Consider the following 18333-nt stretch of genomic DNA (forward strand, 5'->3'; position numbering starts at 1 on the left):
CGGCCGCGAACAGCGCGCCGAGGCCCGCTCGGTGCAGCGGCTGCTCGCCCTGGACGGCGCCAGCCGGGAGCGGGAGGCACGGGACCTGCTCGGCGCCTTCGTCCGCGTACGCACGCCGCAGGAGGCCGCCGAGCTCGCCGGGACCGGCGGGACCCGGCTGCTGCCGCTCCTCCTGGCGGCGGCCCGCGAGGTGTCGCCGGAACGGGAGTGGGACCTGGTGCACGCGCTGCGGGTGGCGGGCGTGCCAGAGGTCTGAAGTTTCCGCGCGCGGTGCTGTGGGATCGGTACGGTGTTCGTTGTGGACCGCTCGGGTGCGAAACATGATCGACTCCGCCGGTTCACGGCGATGGTCTTGCCCCGCCGGACGGAGGGGCTTACGTTCTCCATCCATGCACCGATCTACGTGCGTAGAGAACGCGTAGAGGCTCTCTGACGCCGCGTCGAAGGAGCAGCTCATGTCCCACGTCGTACGCGCCGCACTCGTCCAGGCGACCTGGACCGGCGACACCGAATCCATGATCGCCAAGCACGAGGAGTACGCGCGCGAGGCCGCCCGGCAGGGGGCGAAGATCATCGGATTCCAAGAAGTCTTCAACGCCCCCTACTTCTGCCAGGTCCAGGAGCCGGAGCACTACCGATGGGCCGAGCCGGTCCCCGACGGGCCGACCGTCCGCCGCATGCAGGACCTGGCCCGCGAGACCGGCATGGTCGTCGTCGTCCCGGTCTTCGAGATCGAGCAGAGCGGGTTCTACTACAACACCGCGGCCGTGATCGATGCCGACGGCTCCTACCTCGGCAAGTACCGCAAGCACCACATCCCGCAGGTCAAGGGATTCTGGGAGAAGTACTACTTCAAGCCCGGCAACGCCGGCTGGCCGGTCTTCGACACCGCCGTCGGCAAAGTCGGCGTCTATATCTGCTACGACCGGCACTTCCCCGAGGGCTGGCGTCAACTCGGACTGGGAGGAGCCCAGTTGGTGTACAACCCCTCGGCCACCTCGCGCGGACTCTCCAGTCACCTCTGGCAGTTGGAACAGCCGGCCTCCGCCGTCGCCAACGAGTACTTCGTCGCCGCGATCAACCGCGTCGGTCAGGAGGAGTACGGCGACAACGACTTCTACGGCACCAGCTACTTCGTCGACCCGCGCGGCCAGTTCGTCGGAGACGTCGCCAGCGACAAGGAGGAGGAACTCCTCGTCCGTGACCTGGACTTCGACCTGATCGAGGAGGTCCGCCGGCAGTGGGCCTTCTACCGGGACCGACGGCCCGACGCCTACGACGGGCTGGTGGAGCCGTGACCGGACTGCACGAGCGTCACCTCGCCGTCAGCCCTCAGTGGCTGGCCCTCTACTACCGCCATCCGCTGGAACTCACCCACGGCGAGGGCCGCCACGTCTGGGACGCGGACGGCAACCGCTATCTGGACTTCTTCGGCGGCATCCTCACCACGATGACCGCCCACGCGCTGCCCGAGGTGACCAAGGCGGTCGCCGAGCAGGCCGGGCGGATCATCCACTCCTCCACCCTCTACCTCAACCGGCCGATGGTGGAGATGGCCGAGCGGATCGCCACCCTCTCCGGCATCCCCGACGCCCGGGTCTTCTTCACCACCTCCGGCACCGAGGCCAACGACACCGCGCTGCTGCTCGCCACCGCGTACCGCAGGTCCAACCAGATCCTCGCGATGCGCAACAGCTATCACGGCCGGTCGTTCTCCACCGTCTCGATCACCGGCAACCAGGCCTGGTCACCCACGAGTCTGTCCCCGCTCCAGACCCTGTACGTCCACGGCGGCGTCCGCAGCCGGGGACCGTACGCCGAGCTGAGCGACGAGCGGTTCATCCAGGCGTGCGTCGCCGACCTGGAGGACCTCCTCGGGCACACCCGCCGGCCCGCGGCCCTGATCGCCGAACCCGTCCAGGGCGTCGGCGGCTTCACCTCCCCGCCCGACGGGCTGTTCGCCGCGTTCCGGGAGGTCCTGGACCGGCACGGGGTGCTGTGGATCTCGGACGAGGTGCAGACCGGCTGGGGCCGTACCGGAGAGCACTTCTGGGGCTGGCAGGCGCACGCCGAGAACGGGCCGCCGGACATCCTCACCTTCGCCAAGGGCATCGGCAACGGCATGTCGGTCGGGGGAGTGGTGGCCCGCGCCGAGGTGATGAACTGCCTCGACGCCAACTCCATCTCCACGTTCGGCGGTTCGCCGATCACCATGGCCGCGTCGCTCGCCAACCTCTCGTACGTTCTGGAGCACGACCTCCAGGGCAACGCCCGGCGCGTCGGCGGGCTCCTCATCGAACGGCTGCGAGGTATCGCCGCCGCTTCCCCCGCCGTACGCGAGGTGCGCGGCCGGGGCCTGATGATCGGCATCGAGCTGGTGAAGCCCGGTACCGACGAGGCCGACCCGGATGCGGCGGCGGCCGTCCTCGAAGCGGCCCGCGCGGGCGGGCTGCTCATCGGCAAGGGCGGCGGCCACAGCACCAGCGTCCTCAGGATCGCCCCGCCGCTGACCCTGACCGTCGCCGAGGCCGAGGAAGGCGCGGCGATCCTCGCGGACGCCCTGCACGCGGCGGGCTGATCCCCGCCCGGCGGGGCCCGTACGTATACGAACCGCGCGGGGCGGCCCCGGCCGTACGCCCAGAGGGCCGACAGGGTCGCCCCGAGTTAAGGAGATACCCATGAGCCGCACCGTCATCCACGGTGGCCTGGTCATCACCGCGTCCGACGAGATCCACGCCGACGTGCTCGTCGAGGGCGGCCGTATCGCCGCGCTCGCCGCCCACGGGACCGACGCCGCCGAGAGCTGGAGCGCCGACCGCCGGATCGACGCGACGGGCAAGTACGTCATCCCGGGCGGTGTCGACGGGCACACCCATATGGAGATGCCGTTCGGCGGAACGTACGCCGCCGACACCTTCGAGACCGGCACCCGGGCCGCTGCCTGGGGCGGCACCACCACCATCGTCGACTTCGCCATCCAGAGCGTGGGCAGCTCCCTGCGCGAAGGGCTCGACGCCTGGTTCGGCAAGGCCGACGGCAACTGTGCGATCGACTACGCCTTCCACATGATCCTCGCGGACGTGAACCCGTCCTCGCTCAAGGAGATGGACCTCCTCGTCTCCGAGGGCGTCACCTCCTTCAAGCTGTTCATGGCCTACCCCGGCGTCTTCTACAGCGACGACGGCCAGATCCTGCGCGCCATGCAACGGGCCTCCGGAAACGGCGGGCTGATCATGATGCACGCCGAGAACGGCATCGCCATCGACGTCCTGGTCGAGCAGGCGCTCGCCGAGGGCCGCACCGACCCCCGCTACCACGGGGACGTCCGCAAGGTCGCCCTGGAGGCCGAGGCCACCCACCGTGCCATCCAGCTGGCCCGGGTCGCCGGATCTCCCCTCTACGTCGTCCACGTCTCCGCCGACGAGGCGGTGGAGGAGATCGCCGCCGCCCGCCACAAGGGCCTGCCGGTCTTCGGCGAGACCTGCCCGCAGTACCTGTTCCTGTCCACCGACAACCTTGCCGAGCCGGACTTCGAGGGCGCCAAGTACGTCTGCTCCACCCCGCTGCGCCCCAAGGAACACCAGGAAGCCCTGTGGCGGGGCCTTCGGAACAACGAACTCCAGGTCGTCTCCACCGACCACTGCCCCTTCTGCTTCTCGGGGCAGAAGGAGATGGGCCGCGGCGACTTCTCCAAGATCCCCAACGGCATGCCGGGCGTCGAGCACCGCATGGACCTGCTGCACCAGGCCGTCGTGGACGGGCACATCACCCGTCGCCGCTGGATCGAGATCGCCTGCGCGTCCCCGGCCCGGATGTTCGGCCTCTACCCGAAGAAGGGCGCCATCGCCCCGGGTGCCGACGCCGACATCGTCGTGTACGACCCGAACGCCGAACAGACCCTCTCCGCCGAGACTCACCACATGGACGTCGACTACTCGGCGTACGAGGGAAAGCGCATCACCGGCCAGGTCGAGACCGTGCTCTCGCGCGGCGAACTCGTGATCGACGGACGGAAGTTCACCGGACGCGCCGGACACGGCATGTACACCCCCCGCGCCACCTGTCAGTACCTGGACTAGGAGACCCCGTCATGGACTTCGGACTCGTCCTCCAGACCGACCCGCCCGCTTCCGCCGTCGTGGGCCTGATGCGCCGCGCCGAGCGCAACGGCTTCCGCTACGGCTGGACCTTCGACTCGGCGGTGCTCTGGCAGGAGCCGTTCGTCATCTACAGCCGCGTCCTGGAGCACACCGACCGGTTGATCGTGGGCCCGATGGTCACCAACCCGGGCACCCGCACCTGGGAGGTCACCGCCTCCACCTTCGCCACCCTCAACGACATGTACGGCAACCGCACTGTTTGCGGCATCGGGCGTGGCGACTCCGCGATGCGCGTCGCGGGTCGCCGGCCCAACACCCTGGCCCGCCTCGGCGAGGCCATCGACGTCATCCGGGACCTCGCCGAGGGCCGGGAGGCGACGGTCGACGGGCAGCAGGTGCGGATCCCCTGGGTGAAGGACGGGCGGCTGCCGGTGTGGATGGCGGCGTACGGGCCCAAGGCCCTCGCCCTGGCCGGGCAGAAGGCCGACGGCTTCATCCTCCAGCTCGCCGACCCGTTCCTCACCGAGTGGATGATCAAGGCGGTACGGGACGCGGCGGCCGACGCCGGACGGGACCCGGACTCCGTCACCATCTGTGTCGCTGCCCCCGCCTACGTCGGCGACGACCTCGACCACGCCCGGGGGCAGTGCCGCTGGTTCGGCGGGATGGTCGGCAACCACGTCGCGGACCTGGTCGGCCGCTACGGCGAGCACTCCGGCCTGGTCCCCGAGGCGCTCACCGCGTACATCGCCGGACGCTCCGGTTACGACTACAGCCACCACGGCCGCACCGGCAACCCGGACACCGCCTTCGTCCCCGACGAGATCGTCGACCGCTTCTGTCTGCTGGGGCCCGCCGAGGCGCACATCGAGAAGCTGCGCCATCTCAAGAGCCTGGGCGTGGACCAGTTCGCGCTGTACAACATGCACGACGCGCGCGAGGCGACCATCGACGCGTACGGGACCGAGATCATCCCGGCCCTGACCGACTGACCTGTCCCCGCCGCTGTTCGCTAGCGCCCCGCCCGCACCGCCCCGCACGGCACCGCCCCCGAGCGAAGGGCCCGACCGCCATGACCGCCACCGTCCCACCCACACCACCCACCCCACCGCCCTCCCCGCACTCGCCGGAGGACGCGATATCCGGCCCAGCGGCCTCCGGCCGGGTCGAACTTCCCCAGGGGTACGTCCCCGACGACCCGCGCTTCGCCAACGACGACCTGCTGCCCGTCCCGGTGGAGCGGCGCACCTGGACGACGTACAACTTCGCGGCCCTGTGGATCGGCATGGCCCACAACATCCCGTCCTGGCTGCTCGCCTCCGGTCTGGTGGCGCTCGGCATGGACTGGAAACAGGCCGTGTTCACGATCGCGCTCGCCAATGTGATCGTGCTGGCCCCGATGCTGCTCACCGGGCATGCCGGGCCCAAGTACGGCATCCCCTTCCCGGTCCTGGCCCGGGCCTCCTTCGGGCTGCGCGGCGCCAATCTGCCCGCCCTGATCCGGGCCGCGGTCGCCTGCGCGTGGTTCGGCATCCAGACCTGGATCGGCGGCGTCGGCATCTTCACGCTGCTCGGCAAGATCTTCGGCGGCTGGGCCGGCGCCGGAGAGATCGGCGGGCAGCCCTGGACGCTGTGGCTCTGCTTCGCTCTCTTCTGGGCCCTCGAACTGGCCATCATCTACCGGGGGATGGACACCCTGCGCCGTTTCGAGAACTGGGCGGCGCCCTTCGTCCTCGTCGGGGCGGTCGTCCTGCTCGTCTGGGTCGCGGTCAAGGCGGGTGGGTTCGGCCCGCTGCTGGACCAGCCGTCCGCGCTCGGCTGGGGCGCCGACTTCTGGCCGGTCTTCTTTCCGTCCCTGATGGGCATGATCGCCTTCTGGGCGACGCTCTCGCTCAACATCCCCGACTTCACGCGCTTCGGCGCGGGCCAACGCGCCCAGATCTGGGGGCAGTCGCTCGGTCTGCCGACCACGATGACGTTCTTCGCCCTGCTCTCGGTCTTCGTCACCTCAGGCTCGCAGGCGGTGTACGGGGTGGCCATCTGGGATCCGGTCCAGCTCGTGGCCCGTACCGACAACGTCTTCGGGCTGGTCTTCGGGCTGGTCACCGTGTTGATCGCGACGATCTCGGTGAACATCGCGGCGAACGTGGTCTCACCGGCGTACGACCTGGCGAACCTCGCGCCGAAGTTCATCAGTTTCCGGACCGGGGCGCTGATCACGGGCGTGATCGGGGTGGTGATCATGCCGTGGAAGCTCACCGAGACGCCGGAGCTGTACATCTTCACGTGGCTGGGCCTGGTGGGCGGGCTGCTCGGCACCGTGGCGGGCATCCTGATCGCCGACTACTGGATCGTCCGCCGCACGGTCCTCGACCTGGCCGACCTCTACCGGCCCGGTGGCCGCTACTGGTACCGGAACGGCTGGAACTGGCGGGCGGTGGCGGCCTTCGTGGTCGGCGGGGTCCTCGCGGTGGGCGGTTCGCACTCGGCCCCCGGCAAAGGGCCCTTCCCCGCCGACGGTCTGATCCCGTTCCTGAAGCCGCTCGCCGACTACGGCTGGGCGGTCGGGCTCGCCTCCTCGCTGCTGCTGTACGTGGCGCTGACCCGCCGGGAGAGGGGGGCGGCGGGCTGAGAGCCGAGTGCGGCTTCGCGGCCCCGAACACCTCAGAGGTCGGACAGCACGGGAGGACCGCCCAACTCCGGCAACAACGTGGCCAACCTGGTGGCCTGTCCGTAGCTGTACGGGAGTCATACGGCTTTGACGCTGCGGCCCAGCAGGGCCGTGACGTCCACCGTCTCGTCCGCCGTGGGGGTGGCCGTGGGGACCGGCCGGTCGAAGCCGGAGAAGTCCACGGTCCCTTCCTCGTCGGCGTTCCGCACGGTGATCCGCACCGGGTACGGCGTGCCCTCGGCGGCCACGTAGGCCGTCAGGCGCTCGCCGTCCTCGGCCCGGGTCACCGGAACGGCGGGCGCTCCGTTCACCTCGGTCTTCTCGCCCTTCGTCAGTGTGCCCCGGGCAGCGGTGCCGGCGTTGTCCGTGATCAGCTCGCGGAAGGTGTCGAGATCGCAGACCTCGGTGACACTGAGCAGCCGGGGGTTGTCGGCCGAGGCCTTCATGTAGCGGCCGGCGAGGATCGCGTCGAAGGTGGAGCCGCCGATCGGCACGTGGTTCTTCCAGAACGCGGCGTCCGGTTTCAGCCAGACGTCGTCGCCGCGCTTCACGATCTCCACCGAACCGTCGTCGCCCATGTCGACCGCGCCCGTGCAGTTCCCCTCACGGTCCAGGGTGAGGTCGAGGCGCATGTCCGACCCGCTTCCGCCGAGGCTGCCGCGTGCGCTCAGGTGCAGGGATCTCACATCGAGCAGGGCGTCACGCGACCGGTCGACGATCTCCTCGGCGCCGAACGAGTCGATGTCGTCGTCAGCCTGTGCGACCGCGCCACCCGTCACGGTGAGGGCGATCGCCGCCGCGCCCGCGGCCGCCCGCTCGGCCCATCGGTGTCCGCTCACTTCGCCTCCTCGGAAAGGCCCCGGTCAGGGCGTGCGAACCGGGGTGACCGGCACATTCGAGCGTACGCCGGGAGTGGGAACGCCGCCCTGCGTGTGCACGGAGAGTGAAGCGTGGCGGTGCTTTTGGCCACGGAGCGTGGGCAGAGCTGCGGTGATCCCGCCCGGGATCACGTACGCACGCACCACGAGAACGCACGCACGTGCGCACCACGGAGGAGAACCATGAACCTCTTCACGGGGACAGGGTGGCACGACTCGGGGGAACCGCTCCCGGTCCGCCCTGTGGGCACTCGCCGCCGCGTCGACCTCGGCCGCGCTGGCGGTCCCGGTCAACGCGGTCACCGCAGCCACCGCGACCGCCGCGACCGCCGCCCCGGCCGCGATTCCGCCCGGCCTCTCCTGCGACACCGGCAAGCACGCCATCGACGACTACACGGGCTTCGCGCTCTGCCGCAAAAACGGCAGCCGGACGCAGACCTTCTGGGTCCATCTCGTCTGCGGCTGGTCTCCGGACGTCGACGGCAACCACGTCACCCTCAGGCCCGGCGAGTCCGGCCAGTCCACCGCCCACTGTGCCGGCCTCGGCACCGGAATCGGCGAGATCCACGTCCGCCCGTGACACCGAAGCGGTAGCGCCGAGCGACCGCCGCGACCGGAACGGCCGGAGTGGCCGGAACGGTTGAGCATGCCGCCTCCTCTCGTTACCCTCCAGTAAGTACGTGTGGGAGCAGCCGGGACGACCGGCCGGCCCCGCGACACGAGGGAGGCGGCACGCCCATGTCCTCAGCGGAGCCCACCGAACAGACCGGCCCGGCCGTACGGGAACCCGGTCGCGCGCCCCGCCCGGCGGCCTCTGTTCCGCCGCCGCTCCACGGACTCGCGGAGAGCGTCCGCCGGCTCGCCGACGCCACCACCACCTCCACCGCACTCGTGGCCGACGCCCTTGCCCGCATCGAGGCCACCCAGCCCACCCTCAACGCCTTCCGCCACCTGCGCGCCGAACAGGCCCTCGCCGAGGCGGCGGAGGCCGACCGCAGGCTCGCGGCGGGGGAGCGGCTGCCGCTCCTCGGCGTGCCGGTCGCGGTCAAGGACGACACCGATGTGGTGGGCCTGCCCACCCACTTCGGCTGCGACGGCGAGCTGCCCCCGGCCGCCGCCGACAGTGAGGCGGTCCGCCGGCTGCGTGCCGCCGGGGCGATCGTCGTCGGCAAGACCAACTCCTGCGAACTGGGCCAGTGGCCCTTCACCGAAGGCCCCGCCTTCGGCGCCACCCGCAACCCGTGGAACACCGCGCACACCCCGGGCGGCTCCTCCGGCGGATCGGCGGCGGCCGTCGCCGCCGGACTCGTCCCCGCCGCCCTGGGCTCGGACGGCGCCGGATCCGTGCGCATCCCCGCCGCGTGGACACACCTCGTCGGCATCAAACCGCAGCGCGGCCGCATCTCGGTCCATCCGCACAGCGACGCCTTCCAGGGCCTCACCGTGAACGGCCCCCTCGCCCGGACGGTCGCCGACGCCGCGCTGCTGCTGGACGCCGTCGCCGGAGCGCACCCCGAGGACTTCCACCGCCCGCCCGCCGTGTCTGCCGCCGACGCCGCCCGCCGCGACCCCGGCCGACTGCGCATCGCGCTGGCCTGGCGTCCTCCGCTCACCCTCACCGGCGCCGCACCGGACCCCGAGGTGCGCCGGGCCGTCACCGCGCTCGCCGAGACCCTCGCCCGGCTCGGCCACCACGTCGAGGAGGCCCGCCCCCGGTACGGGCTGATCGGCCTCGCCTTCGTGCCCCGCGCCACCGTGGGCATCGCCGAGTTCGCCGCCCGCCACCCCGAACCGGCCCTGCTCGACCCGCGCACCCGCAGCGCACTGCGGACCGGGACGCGGCTGGGCGGGCGGGTGGTGCGGGCCGCCCGCGCCCGCGAAGTGCGTCAGCACCGCAGGATCGGCGCGTTCTTCGACGTCTCCGGGTTCGACGTGCTCCTCACCCCGACCACGGCCGCGCCGCCGCCCCGGATCGGCTCCTTCGACCGCCTCGGCGCCTGGCGCACCGACACCACGATGGCGGCGGCCTGCCCGTACGCCTGGCCGTGGAACGTCCTCGGCTGGCCCGGCGTGAACGTCCCGGCCGGCTTCACCCGTACCGGACTCCCCGTCGGCGCCCAGCTCCTGGGTCCCTCCCGCAGCGAGGAGCGGCTGATCGCCCTCGCCGCCCAGTTGGAGGACGACCTCCGCTGGTACGAGCGCCGGCCGCCGACCCGGTAGGACCCGCTGGTACGAGCGCCGGCCGCCGACCCCGCGACGCCCGCCCAGCGCCTCACGCCGGGTGGACCGCCCCCAGCAGCCCCGCCTCCACCCGTTCCACGGCCAGCATCGCGCCGAACGCGACCAGGTGGACCAGGCAGTGATCGGTGAACGGCGGCACCCGCCAGGCCTTCACGTCCTCGGCCGTGATCCGGTACGGGGCCCGCGCCGCGAGCAGCGCCAGCCGGGCCCCCGGACGCTCCGTCCGGTCCGGCAGCCCGTCACCGGTCAGCGGCGGCGGCGTGAACCCGTCCCAGGCCGCCACCGATTCCCGTACGAGCGTGGCGTCCCGTTCGTCCAGCAGCCCGGCGCCCGCGTGGGCCGCCGACCGCAGGGCGCCGAAGGCCGCGCCCACCGGGGTGCCCGCCGCCCAGGACGGCTGCGGGCCCTCGGTCCCCAGCAGCGGAAGGCTCAGCCCCGGCTCCGGCCGGTCGCGCACCGCGCGGACCAGCGCCTGCCCCGCCGTGCTGTCCAGCAGCTCGGCCGGATCCGCCCCGCCGGACACCGCCTCCTCGTCGATCAGGGCGGAGACGATCCGGTTGATGAAGTGGAACGCCAGCGCGGAGCCCACGAACTCCGGTGCTTCGTCGGCGGCGAAGGGGCCAGTGCCCCGCATGTCCTGTCCCCAGTCGAGCAGTTGTCCGTGCTCCGGATCCTCCGGGCGTTCGCCCCGGGCCAGTGACCCGGCCAGTTCCCGGTCGCCGCCCGCGTACAGCAGCAGGGTGTGCGCGCCCACGCAGAACGGGCAGCGGTTGGCCAGCGACACCCCGAAGGTCACCAACTCCTTCTCCGTACGGGAGGCGTGGCCCGACAGCAGGGACTCCCGCATCAAGGCCCACGCTCCCGCCATCAGATCGGGGGCGGCGGACAGCGCGACGAAGGGCGGGGCGCCCTCGATGCCGAAGTCCCGGGTGATCTGCGCGTGGACGGCGGCGACAGTTCCCGTCGTCCGGTCGACGGGTTCGGGTGAGGTGAAGCGGAAAGGTGAGGTCATGCCCCGGATACTGGCGGTCGCGAGCTCGCCGGGTCGTCGTACAGGGGAAGGCAGTTGATCCTTCTTCCGTGCTGATGGCCTGGGTGCCCCGCTACTCCCCGGGGAGTAGCGGGGCACCCCTCTCCGAGGAGGACGCGGTCCCCGCCGTACCGGCGTTAGGCTGCCGCACATGCAGGGGGACAGTGCACGACGGGCGTATCTGCTGGACGGGGTGCTCGCCGCCGCCATCACCGCGGCGGTCGTCGCGGCGGCCCGGGCGGCCTCCTCGCCGGGCCCCCTCGACCTGCTGCTCGTCGTGACCGGTTCACTCGCCCTGGCGGGACACCGCCGCGCCCCGCGGGCCGTCCTCGCGGTGACCACCCTGTGCCTCTTCGGGTACGTCGTCCATGCCGAGCCCGGCAGTTGGGCGGCCTTCCCGGTCGTCGTCGCCGTCCATGCGGCGGCCCGCAGCGGACACCGGGCGTACGGCATCGCCGCCGGGGCCGCCTTCCTCGCCGGATACGTCGGCGTCCTGCTCGCCTCCGGGCCCGGTGCGGGGGAGACCGTCGAGCGGGTGCTCCTGCTGCTCGGCTGGTTCCTCTGCGCCGGAGTCACCGGACTGATCGACAAGAACTGGCAGGCCTATCTGCACCAGACCGAGTAGCGTGCGCTGGACGCCGAACGGACCAGGGAGACAACGGCCTTGCGTCGGGCAGGGGAGGAACGTCTGCGGATCGCGCGGGAGTTGCACGACTCGCTCACTCACTCCATCTCGATCGTGAAGCTCCAGGCGGGCGTCGCCGTGCATCTCGCCCACAAGCGGGGAACCGCCGTGGACCCGCCCTGCTCGCGATCCAGGAGGCGGGCGGCGAGGCCATGCGCGAACTGCGCGCCACGCTGGAGGTCCTGCGCGAGGACGGCCGGGAAGAGCCTCCGTCCCCGGGCGCGGGCCTGGCGCGGATCGGCGAGCTGACCGAGCGGGCCCGGGCGGCGGGGATCACGCTGTCCGTCCACGTCGCCGGCGACGAACGCACCGTGCCCGAGGACGTCGACCGGACCGCGTACCGCATCGTCCAGGAAGCCCTGACCAACGTCGCCCGGCACGCCGGCCGCGCGAGGACCGCCGTGCGGCTCGGCTACACCGCGCGGAGTCTCACCGTCGCGGTCGTCGACGAGGGCCCCTGCCCGCCCGGCACCAGCATCACCCCCGGCACCGGACTCACCGGCATGCGGGAACGCGTCGCGGCCCTCGGCGGCACCCTCGTCGCGGCCCCCCGCCCGGAGGGCGGCTTCGCCGTCCACGCGGAACTGCCACTGACCCTTCCGCTGCCCAGGACCGTGAGCGTCCGGTGAGCGCGCACGGCCCCCTGCGCGTCGCGATCATCGACGACCAGGCACTGATGCGCGCCGGATTCCGGGCGCTGCTGGACGCCGAGGAGGACATCGAGGTCGTCGGAGAGGCAGCGGACGGCCGCGCCGGGCTCGACCTCGTCCGCGAGCACACCCCGGACGTGGCGCTCCTGGACATCACCATGCCCGTGATGACCGGGATCGAGGCCACCCGGGAAATCGCCGCCGACCCCCTTCTGGCCTCGGTGCGTGTCGTCATCCTCACGAACTACGGACTGGACGCCTACGTCTTCGAGGCGCTGCGCGCGGGAGCCGCGGGCTTCCTCCTGAAGGACACCGAGCCCGCCGAGCTGCTCCGGGCGACCAGGGTCGCCGTCGACGGCGACGCCCTCCTGTCGCCCGCGATCACCCGCCGGCTGATCGGCGAGTTCGTCGCCCGCCCTCCGGACCGCTCCACCGCCCCCGGGATGGAAGCCCTCACCCGCCGTGAGCGGGAGGTCACCGCGCTGGCGGCGCGGGGTCTCAGCAACGATGAGATCGCCGTCCACATGGTGGTCAGCCCCTTTACCGCCAAGACCCATGTGAGCCGCGCGATGATCAAGCTCGGTGCCCGCGACCGGGCCCAGCTAGTGGTCTTCGCGTACGAGTCCGGGCTGGTCGAGCCCCGGTCGCGGACCGGCGAGGGCCGGGCCCCGGGACACTGACGCGCCCACGGTGCGTAAAGCCGTGCGGGGGCCTTGTGGAGCCCGGCACGGTGAAGAGATATCTTGATGTCAAGCAATGTTGCAGACGTGGAGCGGAGCACCCGGTGACTGACTCGACCATCATCTATACGCACACCGACGAGGCCCCTGCCCTGGCGACCTACTCGTTCCTGCCCGTCGTCGAGGCCTACGCCTCGACCGCAGGCGTCACGGTGGAGCGCCGTGACATCTCCCTCGCGGGGCGGATCATCGCCAGTTTCCCGGAGCACCTCAAGGCCGAGCAGCGTATCGATGACGCACTCGCCGAGCTCGGCGAGCTGGCCAGGACGCCCGGCGCGAACATCATCAAGCTGCCGAACATCTCGGCTTCGATCCCGCAGCTCAAGGCAGCCGTCGCCGAGCTCCAGGAGCAGGGCTACGCGCTTCCGGACTACCCGGACGACCCGCAGACCGACGCGGACAAGGACGTCCGCGCCCGCTACGACAAGGTCAAGGGCAGCGCCGTGAACCCGGTGCTGCGCGAGGGCAACTCCGACCGCCGCGCCCCCGCCTCCGTCAAGAACTACGCCAAGGCCCACCCGCACCGCATGGGCGCCTGGTCGGCCGACTCGAAGACGAACGTCGCCACCATGGGCGTCGACGACTTCCGCTCCACCGAGAAGTCCGCGGTCATCGCCGAGGACGGCTCGCTCCGCATCGAGCTGCACGGCGACGACGGCACCACCACCGTGCTCCGTGAGTCCGTACCCGTCCTCAAGGGCGAGGTCGTGGACGCGGCCGTCATGCGCGTCGCCGCGCTGCGCGAGTTCTTCACCGCGCAGGTCGCCCGCGCCAAGGCCGAGGGCGTGCTGTTCTCCGTGCACCTCAAGGCCACCATGATGAAGGTCTCCGACCCGATCATCTTCGGCCACGCGGTCCGCGCGTTCTTCCCGAACACCTTCGCCAAGTACGGTGACCAGCTCGCCGCGGCGGGCCTCACCCCGAACGACGGCCTGGGCGGCATCCTCAAGGGCCTGGGCTCCCTGCCGGACGTCGGCGCCGAGATCCAGGCGTCCTTCGAGGCCGAGCTCGCCGAGGGCCCGGCCCTCGCGATGGTCGACTCCGACAAGGGCATCACCAACCTGCACGTCCCCAGCGACGTCATCGTCGACGCCTCAATGCCCGCCATGATCCGCACCTCGGGTCACATGTGGGGCCCCGACGGCGACGAGGCCGACACCATCGCCGTCCTCCCGGACAGCAGCTACGCCGGTGTCTACCAGGTCGTCATCGACGACTGCCGCGCCAACGGCGCCTTCGACCCGTCGACCATGGGCTCGGTGCCCAACGTCGGTCTGATGGCGCAGAAGGCCGAGGAGTACGGCAGCCACGACAAGACCTTCGAGATCCCCGCCACCGGTACCGTGCGCGTCGTCGACACGAACGGCGCCGTGGTGCTGGAGCAGGCCGTCGGCGCCGGCGACATCTTCCGGATGTGCCAGACGAAGGACCTGCCGATCCAGGACTGGGTCAAGCTCGCCGTCACCCGGGCCCGCGCCACCGGCAACCCGGCCGTGTTCTGGCTGGACGAGGGCCGCGCGCACGACGCCAACCTGATCGCCAAGGTCACCACGTACCTCGCCGACCACGACACCGACGGCCTGGACATCTCCGTCAAGACCCCGGAGGAGGCCACCGCCTTCTCCTTGGAGCGCATCCGCCGCGGCGAGGACACCATCTCCGTCACCGGCAACGTCCTCCGTGACTACCTCACCGACCTCTTCCCGATCCTGGAGCTCGGCACCAGCGCGAAGATGCTCTCCGTCGTCCCGCTGATGAACGGCGGCGGCCTCTTCGAGACCGGCGCGGGCGGCTCGGCCCCCAAGCACGTGCAGCAGCTCGTCAAGGAGAACTACCTGCGCTGGGACAGCCTGGGCGAGTTCCTGGCCCTCGCGGTCAGCTTCGAGCACCTGGCCACCACCACGGACAACCCGCGCGCCAAGGTCCTCGCCGACACCCTGGACCGGGCGACGGGCACCTTCCTCAACGAGGACAAGTCCCCGAGCCGTCGCCTCGGCGGCATCGACAACCGCGGCAGCCACTTCTACCTGGCCTTCTACTGGGCCCAGGAGCTGGCGCGGCAGACCGACGACGCCAAGCTCGCCGAGGCGTTCGCGCAGCTCGCCAAGACGCTGGCCGAGCAGGAGGAGACCATCGTCGCCGAGCTCGTCGCGGTGCAGGGCTCCCCGGCCGAGATCGGCGGCTACTTCCAGCCCGACCCGGCCAAGGCCGAGGCGATCATGCGCCCGTCCGCCACGTTCAACCAGGCCATCGCGACCCTCGCCTGACCTGATGCGAGGCGGACACATCCGCCTCGACGCTCCGCCCCGGCAGGCCTTCGGGCCCGCCGGGGCGGTCGGCGTTTCCGGGCCGATTCGATCCCGGACCAAACCGCCGGTCCCACGGCTCCGAATGACGACCGTGAGGATCACCCGGACAGCACTGACCCGCGGCACGCTCGCCGCCCTGAGCGGACTGCTCGCGGGATTCGCCTCGCTGGCCGTCGCCGAGCTCGTCTCGGCGGCCGTCAGGCCCGAGGCGAGCCCCGTGACAGCGGTCGGCGGAGCGGCCATCGACCGGACGCCCGCCGGCGTGAAGGACTGGGCGATCCGGACCTTCGGCGAGGACGACAAGCTCGCCCTGCAACTCGGCATCGTCGTCACGCTCGCCCTCTTCGCCCTGGCCGTCGGCCTGTTGGCGCTGCGGCACCGGCGGACCGGCACCGCCGCCGTCCTGCTTTTCGGCGTGGTCGGCACGGCGGCCGCCGCCAGCAGGCCGGACTCCACGGGCCTCGTGGACGGTCTGCCGTCCCTGCTGGGTGCGGTCGCCGGAGGAGTACTCCTGTACGTCCTCATCGGCCGGCTCACCGGGCCGCGCCGGATCGCCGATCGGGAGCAGGAGGGCGAGCAGGAGAACGGGTACGGGGGAGAGCGGCAGCAGGACGAGGGCGGCTGGGACCGCCGCGGATTCCTGATCGCCGCCACGGCCGCGGCGGCCGCCTCCACGGCGGCGGGGGCCGTCGGCCGAACTCTCAACGGGCGGAGCGCCCAGGACGCCGTCGCCTCGCGTGATGCCGTACGGCTGCCCTCGCCGGCCTCGCCCGCGAAGCCGATCCCGGCGGGCGCACAGCCGAGGGTCCGGGGCATCAGCCCCTTCACCACCCCGAACGATTCGTTCTACCGGGTGGACACGGCCCTCGTGATCCCCAAGGTGGACGCCAACTCCTGGCGCCTGCGGATCCACGGCAAAGGCGTGCGCCGGGACCTGGGGTTCACGTACCAGGACCTGCTCCAACGCCCTTTGATCGAGCGGGAGATCACCCTCACCTGTGTCTCCAATGAGATCGGCGGCCCCTACGTCGGCCACGCCAGGTGGATCGGTGTCCGGCTCTCCGGCCTGCTCAAGGAGGCCGGGGTGAAGCCGCCGTCCCGGGGCGGCCCGGCCGACCAGCTCGTCGCCCGGTCCGTGGACGGGATGACACTGGGCACCCCGGTCGAGGACGTCATGGACGGCCGGGACGCGATGCTCGCGGTCGGGATGAACGGCGAACCGCTGCCCTTCGTCCACGGATTCCCCGTGCGCATGGTCGTCCCCGGCCTGTACGGATACGTCTCGGCCTGCAAGTGGATCGAGGACATCGAGCTCACGACGTTCGACGACTTCGATCCGTACTGGGTGAAGCGCGAGTGGGCCCGCAGGGCCCCGATCAAGACCCAGTCCCGGATCGACACCCCCAAGCCCTTCGGCCGCCCGGAGGCCGGCACGGTGATGGTGGCCGGTGTGGCCTGGGCCCAGCACCGCGGCATCGAGAAGGTCGAGATCCGGGTGGACGAGGGCCCCTGGCGGCCGGCGGACCTCGCCGAGCAGGGCACCGTCGACACCTGGCGCCAGTGGTCCTACCCCTGGAAGGCGACCCCCGGCGGTCACACCCTGACCGTCCGCGCCACCGACGGCACCGGTGAGGTCCAGACCGAGAAGCGCACCGGGACCGTCCCCGACGGTGCGAGCGGGTGGCACTCCGTGGTGGTGACCGTCGACTGACCTCCCCGGGCACCCGCGCCCGGCCCGAGCGCGGGTGCCCGGGGACGGTTCCTACGGCACCCGGGCGGTCCACTCCGGCGTAGCGAACTTGGTGCGTACGAGCTCCTCGGCGCGCGCCAGCTCGGCGTCCGTCACGCTTCCCGCGGTGAGGCCGTGGCGCTTGCGGAAGGAGTCGATCATCCGCTCGATGACGACCTGGCGGGGCAGCCCCGTCTGCCGCCGCAGCGGGTCGACGCGCTTCTTCGCGGACCGGGTGCCCTTGTCGGACATCTTCTCCTTCCCGATCCGCAGCACCTCCAGCATCTTGTCGGCGTCGATGTCGTACGCCATCGTCACGTGGTGCAGCACCGCGCCCGGCCCGCCGTCCGGCCCGACCATCCGCTTCTGCGCGGCCCCGGCGATCTTGCCGACCTCGGTGGCGATGTCGTTGAGCGGCTGGTACCAGGCCTTGATGCCCATGTCGGCGAGGGCTTCCAGGACCCAGTCGTCCAGATAGGCGTAACTGTCGGCGAACGACAGCCCGGAGACCAGGGACTGCGGGACGGCGAGCGAGTAGGTGATGGTGGAGCTCGGCTCGGCGAACATCGCGCCACCGCCGGAGACCCGGCGCACGACGTTCACCCCGTGCCGCTCGACGCCCGCCGGGTCGACCTCGTTGCGCAGCGACTGGAAGCTGCCGATGATCACGGCGGGGGAGTCCCACTCCCAGACCCGCAGTGTCGGCGGTCGCAGCCCCGCGGCGACCTCGGCGGTGATCACCTCGTCCAGCGCCATGTGCAGCGCGGGCGACTGCGGGGCTTCGTGGATCAGCTGCCAGTCGTAGTCGCTCCACTCCGTGGCCTGCGCGAGCGCCCTGCGTACGGCGACGGCTACGCCCTCTGCGCTCAGTCCGAGCATCACCGTGGAGTCGGGCAGCGCAGCCTCGATCCGCGCCGCGAGCCCGGCCGTGTCCGTGTTGGCCGGAACGCCCTCCAGGGCCGCGTCGATCGCGAGGATCGCCTCGTCGGGTTCCAGGAAGAAGTCCCCGGCGACGCGGACGTTCCGCAGCGCCCCGCCCTCCACCTCCAGATCCACCACGACCAGCTTGCCGCCGGGAACCTTGTACTCACCGTGCACAGCGCCGCCTCCAGCTTTCGTTTGCGCGGTCCGGCTCGGCGAATGAGCCGGACACAACTGGATGTAACGCACATCGGGGCGTGGATCATCCCGCGCCGCCGGGCCTCGGGCGCCCTCGGGCGCGTGAGCGGGGGCCGTGCGCCGGTCGGGGCCGTCGTGGACACCGGGTGGGCGGATCAGCGCGCACGTGCGGCACGGCCCC

Annotated in this window: 13 protein-coding genes and 2 pseudogenes; 12 read left to right on the forward strand and 3 right to left on the reverse strand. The window is 71.6% G+C overall.

All coding sequences use genetic code 11. The features are described from left to right. The 6 genes and pseudogenes from B9S58_RS01850 to B9S58_RS01875 form a co-directional block, all read left to right on the forward strand. A pseudogene (locus B9S58_RS01850) lies at positions 1-256 on the forward strand (hypothetical protein); the annotation flags it as partial. A 199-nt stretch (positions 257-455) separates the two neighbouring features. Continuing rightward, on the forward strand, positions 456-1298 hold the full coding sequence (locus tag B9S58_RS01855; protein WP_103530403.1) for a nitrilase-related carbon-nitrogen hydrolase: 843 nt from the start codon (positions 456-458) through the stop codon (positions 1296-1298). Further along, complete coding sequence (locus tag B9S58_RS01860) at positions 1295-2578, forward strand: aspartate aminotransferase family protein (RefSeq protein WP_103530404.1); 1284 nt, start codon at positions 1295-1297, stop codon at positions 2576-2578. Before B9S58_RS01855 ends, B9S58_RS01860 begins: the two co-directional genes overlap by 4 nt. Positions 2579-2678: 100 nt before the next feature. Continuing rightward, positions 2679-4079, forward strand: coding sequence for a dihydropyrimidinase (hydA, locus tag B9S58_RS01865; RefSeq protein WP_103530405.1), 1401 nt, complete (start codon positions 2679-2681; stop codon positions 4077-4079). Positions 4080-4090: 11 nt separating this feature from the next. Further along, positions 4091-5092, forward strand: coding sequence for a TIGR03842 family LLM class F420-dependent oxidoreductase (locus B9S58_RS01870; protein WP_103530406.1), 1002 nt, complete (start codon positions 4091-4093; stop codon positions 5090-5092). An 80-nt stretch (positions 5093-5172) separates the two neighbouring features. Further along, on the forward strand, positions 5173-6732 hold the full coding sequence (locus tag B9S58_RS01875) for an NCS1 family nucleobase:cation symporter-1 (protein WP_103530407.1): 1560 nt from the start codon (positions 5173-5175) through the stop codon (positions 6730-6732). Positions 6733-6848: 116 nt separating this feature from the next. On the opposite strand, the gene B9S58_RS01880 is transcribed toward B9S58_RS01875, so the two are convergent. Then, a complete protein-coding gene (locus tag B9S58_RS01880; RefSeq protein ID WP_103530408.1) occupies positions 6849-7610 on the reverse strand; it encodes a hypothetical protein in 762 nt (253 codons plus the stop codon). A gap of 280 nt (positions 7611-7890) precedes the next feature. Between B9S58_RS01880 and B9S58_RS39895 the strand changes: the two genes are divergently transcribed. Then, positions 7891-8229, forward strand: coding sequence for a hypothetical protein (locus B9S58_RS39895; RefSeq protein ID WP_103530415.1), 339 nt, complete (start codon positions 7891-7893; stop codon positions 8227-8229). A 158-nt stretch (positions 8230-8387) separates the two neighbouring features. Further along, complete coding sequence (locus B9S58_RS01890; protein WP_103530409.1) at positions 8388-9869, forward strand: amidase; 1482 nt, start codon at positions 8388-8390, stop codon at positions 9867-9869. 52 nt (positions 9870-9921) lie between these two features. Here B9S58_RS01890 and B9S58_RS01895 read toward each other — a convergent pair whose 3' ends face one another. Beyond that, positions 9922-10902, reverse strand: coding sequence for a carboxymuconolactone decarboxylase family protein (locus B9S58_RS01895; protein WP_103530410.1), 981 nt, complete (start codon positions 10900-10902; stop codon positions 9922-9924). 169 nt (positions 10903-11071) lie between these two features. Here B9S58_RS01895 and B9S58_RS01900 point away from each other — a divergent pair. The 4 genes and pseudogenes from B9S58_RS01900 (at position 11072) to B9S58_RS01915 (ending at position 17015) form a co-directional block, all read left to right on the forward strand. Then, positions 11072-12234 (forward strand): annotated as a pseudogene (locus B9S58_RS01900) (sensor histidine kinase). Between the two features lie 47 nt (positions 12235-12281). Beyond that, positions 12282-12935 carry a response regulator transcription factor gene (locus tag B9S58_RS01905; protein WP_258044147.1) on the forward strand — a complete coding sequence of 218 codons (654 nt, stop codon included), beginning with the start codon at positions 12282-12284 and terminating at the stop codon, positions 12933-12935. A 104-nt stretch (positions 12936-13039) separates the two neighbouring features. Beyond that, entirely contained in the window at positions 13040-15262 is a 2223-nt protein-coding gene (locus B9S58_RS01910; RefSeq protein WP_103530412.1) for an NADP-dependent isocitrate dehydrogenase, read from the forward strand. 124 nt (positions 15263-15386) lie between these two features. Further along, positions 15387-17015 carry a molybdopterin-dependent oxidoreductase gene (locus B9S58_RS01915; protein WP_103530413.1) on the forward strand — a complete coding sequence of 543 codons (1629 nt, stop codon included), beginning with the start codon at positions 15387-15389 and terminating at the stop codon, positions 17013-17015. Positions 17016-17066: 51 nt separating this feature from the next. On the opposite strand, the gene B9S58_RS01920 is transcribed toward B9S58_RS01915, so the two are convergent. Further along, positions 17067-18131 (reverse strand): biotin/lipoate A/B protein ligase family protein, encoded by a 1065-nt coding sequence (locus tag B9S58_RS01920; RefSeq protein ID WP_103530414.1) that lies wholly within the window; start codon positions 18129-18131, stop codon positions 17067-17069. Between the last annotated feature and the right edge of the window lie 202 nt (positions 18132-18333).

This window comes from Streptomyces sp. SM11 (assembly GCF_002910905.1).
Classification (GTDB): domain Bacteria; phylum Actinomycetota; class Actinomycetes; order Streptomycetales; family Streptomycetaceae; genus Streptomyces.

Excerpts from the sequence above, each read along its gene's own strand:
- B9S58_RS01870 (WP_103530406.1), top strand. The coding sequence starts at position 4,091 with ATGGACTTCGGACTCGTCCTCCAGACCGACCCGCCCGCTTCCGCCGTC.
- B9S58_RS01905 (WP_258044147.1), top strand. The coding sequence starts at position 12,282 with ATGCGCGCCGGATTCCGGGCGCTGCTGGACGCCGAGGAGGACATCGAG.
- B9S58_RS01890 (WP_103530409.1), top strand. The coding sequence starts at position 8,388 with ATGTCCTCAGCGGAGCCCACCGAACAGACCGGCCCGGCCGTACGGGAA.
- B9S58_RS01855 (WP_103530403.1), top strand. The coding sequence starts at position 456 with ATGTCCCACGTCGTACGCGCCGCACTCGTCCAGGCGACCTGGACCGGC.
- B9S58_RS01875 (WP_103530407.1), top strand. The coding sequence starts at position 5,173 with ATGACCGCCACCGTCCCACCCACACCACCCACCCCACCGCCCTCCCCG.
- B9S58_RS01895 (WP_103530410.1), bottom strand. The coding sequence starts at position 10,902 with ATGACCTCACCTTTCCGCTTCACCTCACCCGAACCCGTCGACCGGACG.
- hydA (WP_103530405.1), top strand. The coding sequence starts at position 2,679 with ATGAGCCGCACCGTCATCCACGGTGGCCTGGTCATCACCGCGTCCGAC.
- B9S58_RS01915 (WP_103530413.1), top strand. The coding sequence starts at position 15,387 with ATGACGACCGTGAGGATCACCCGGACAGCACTGACCCGCGGCACGCTC.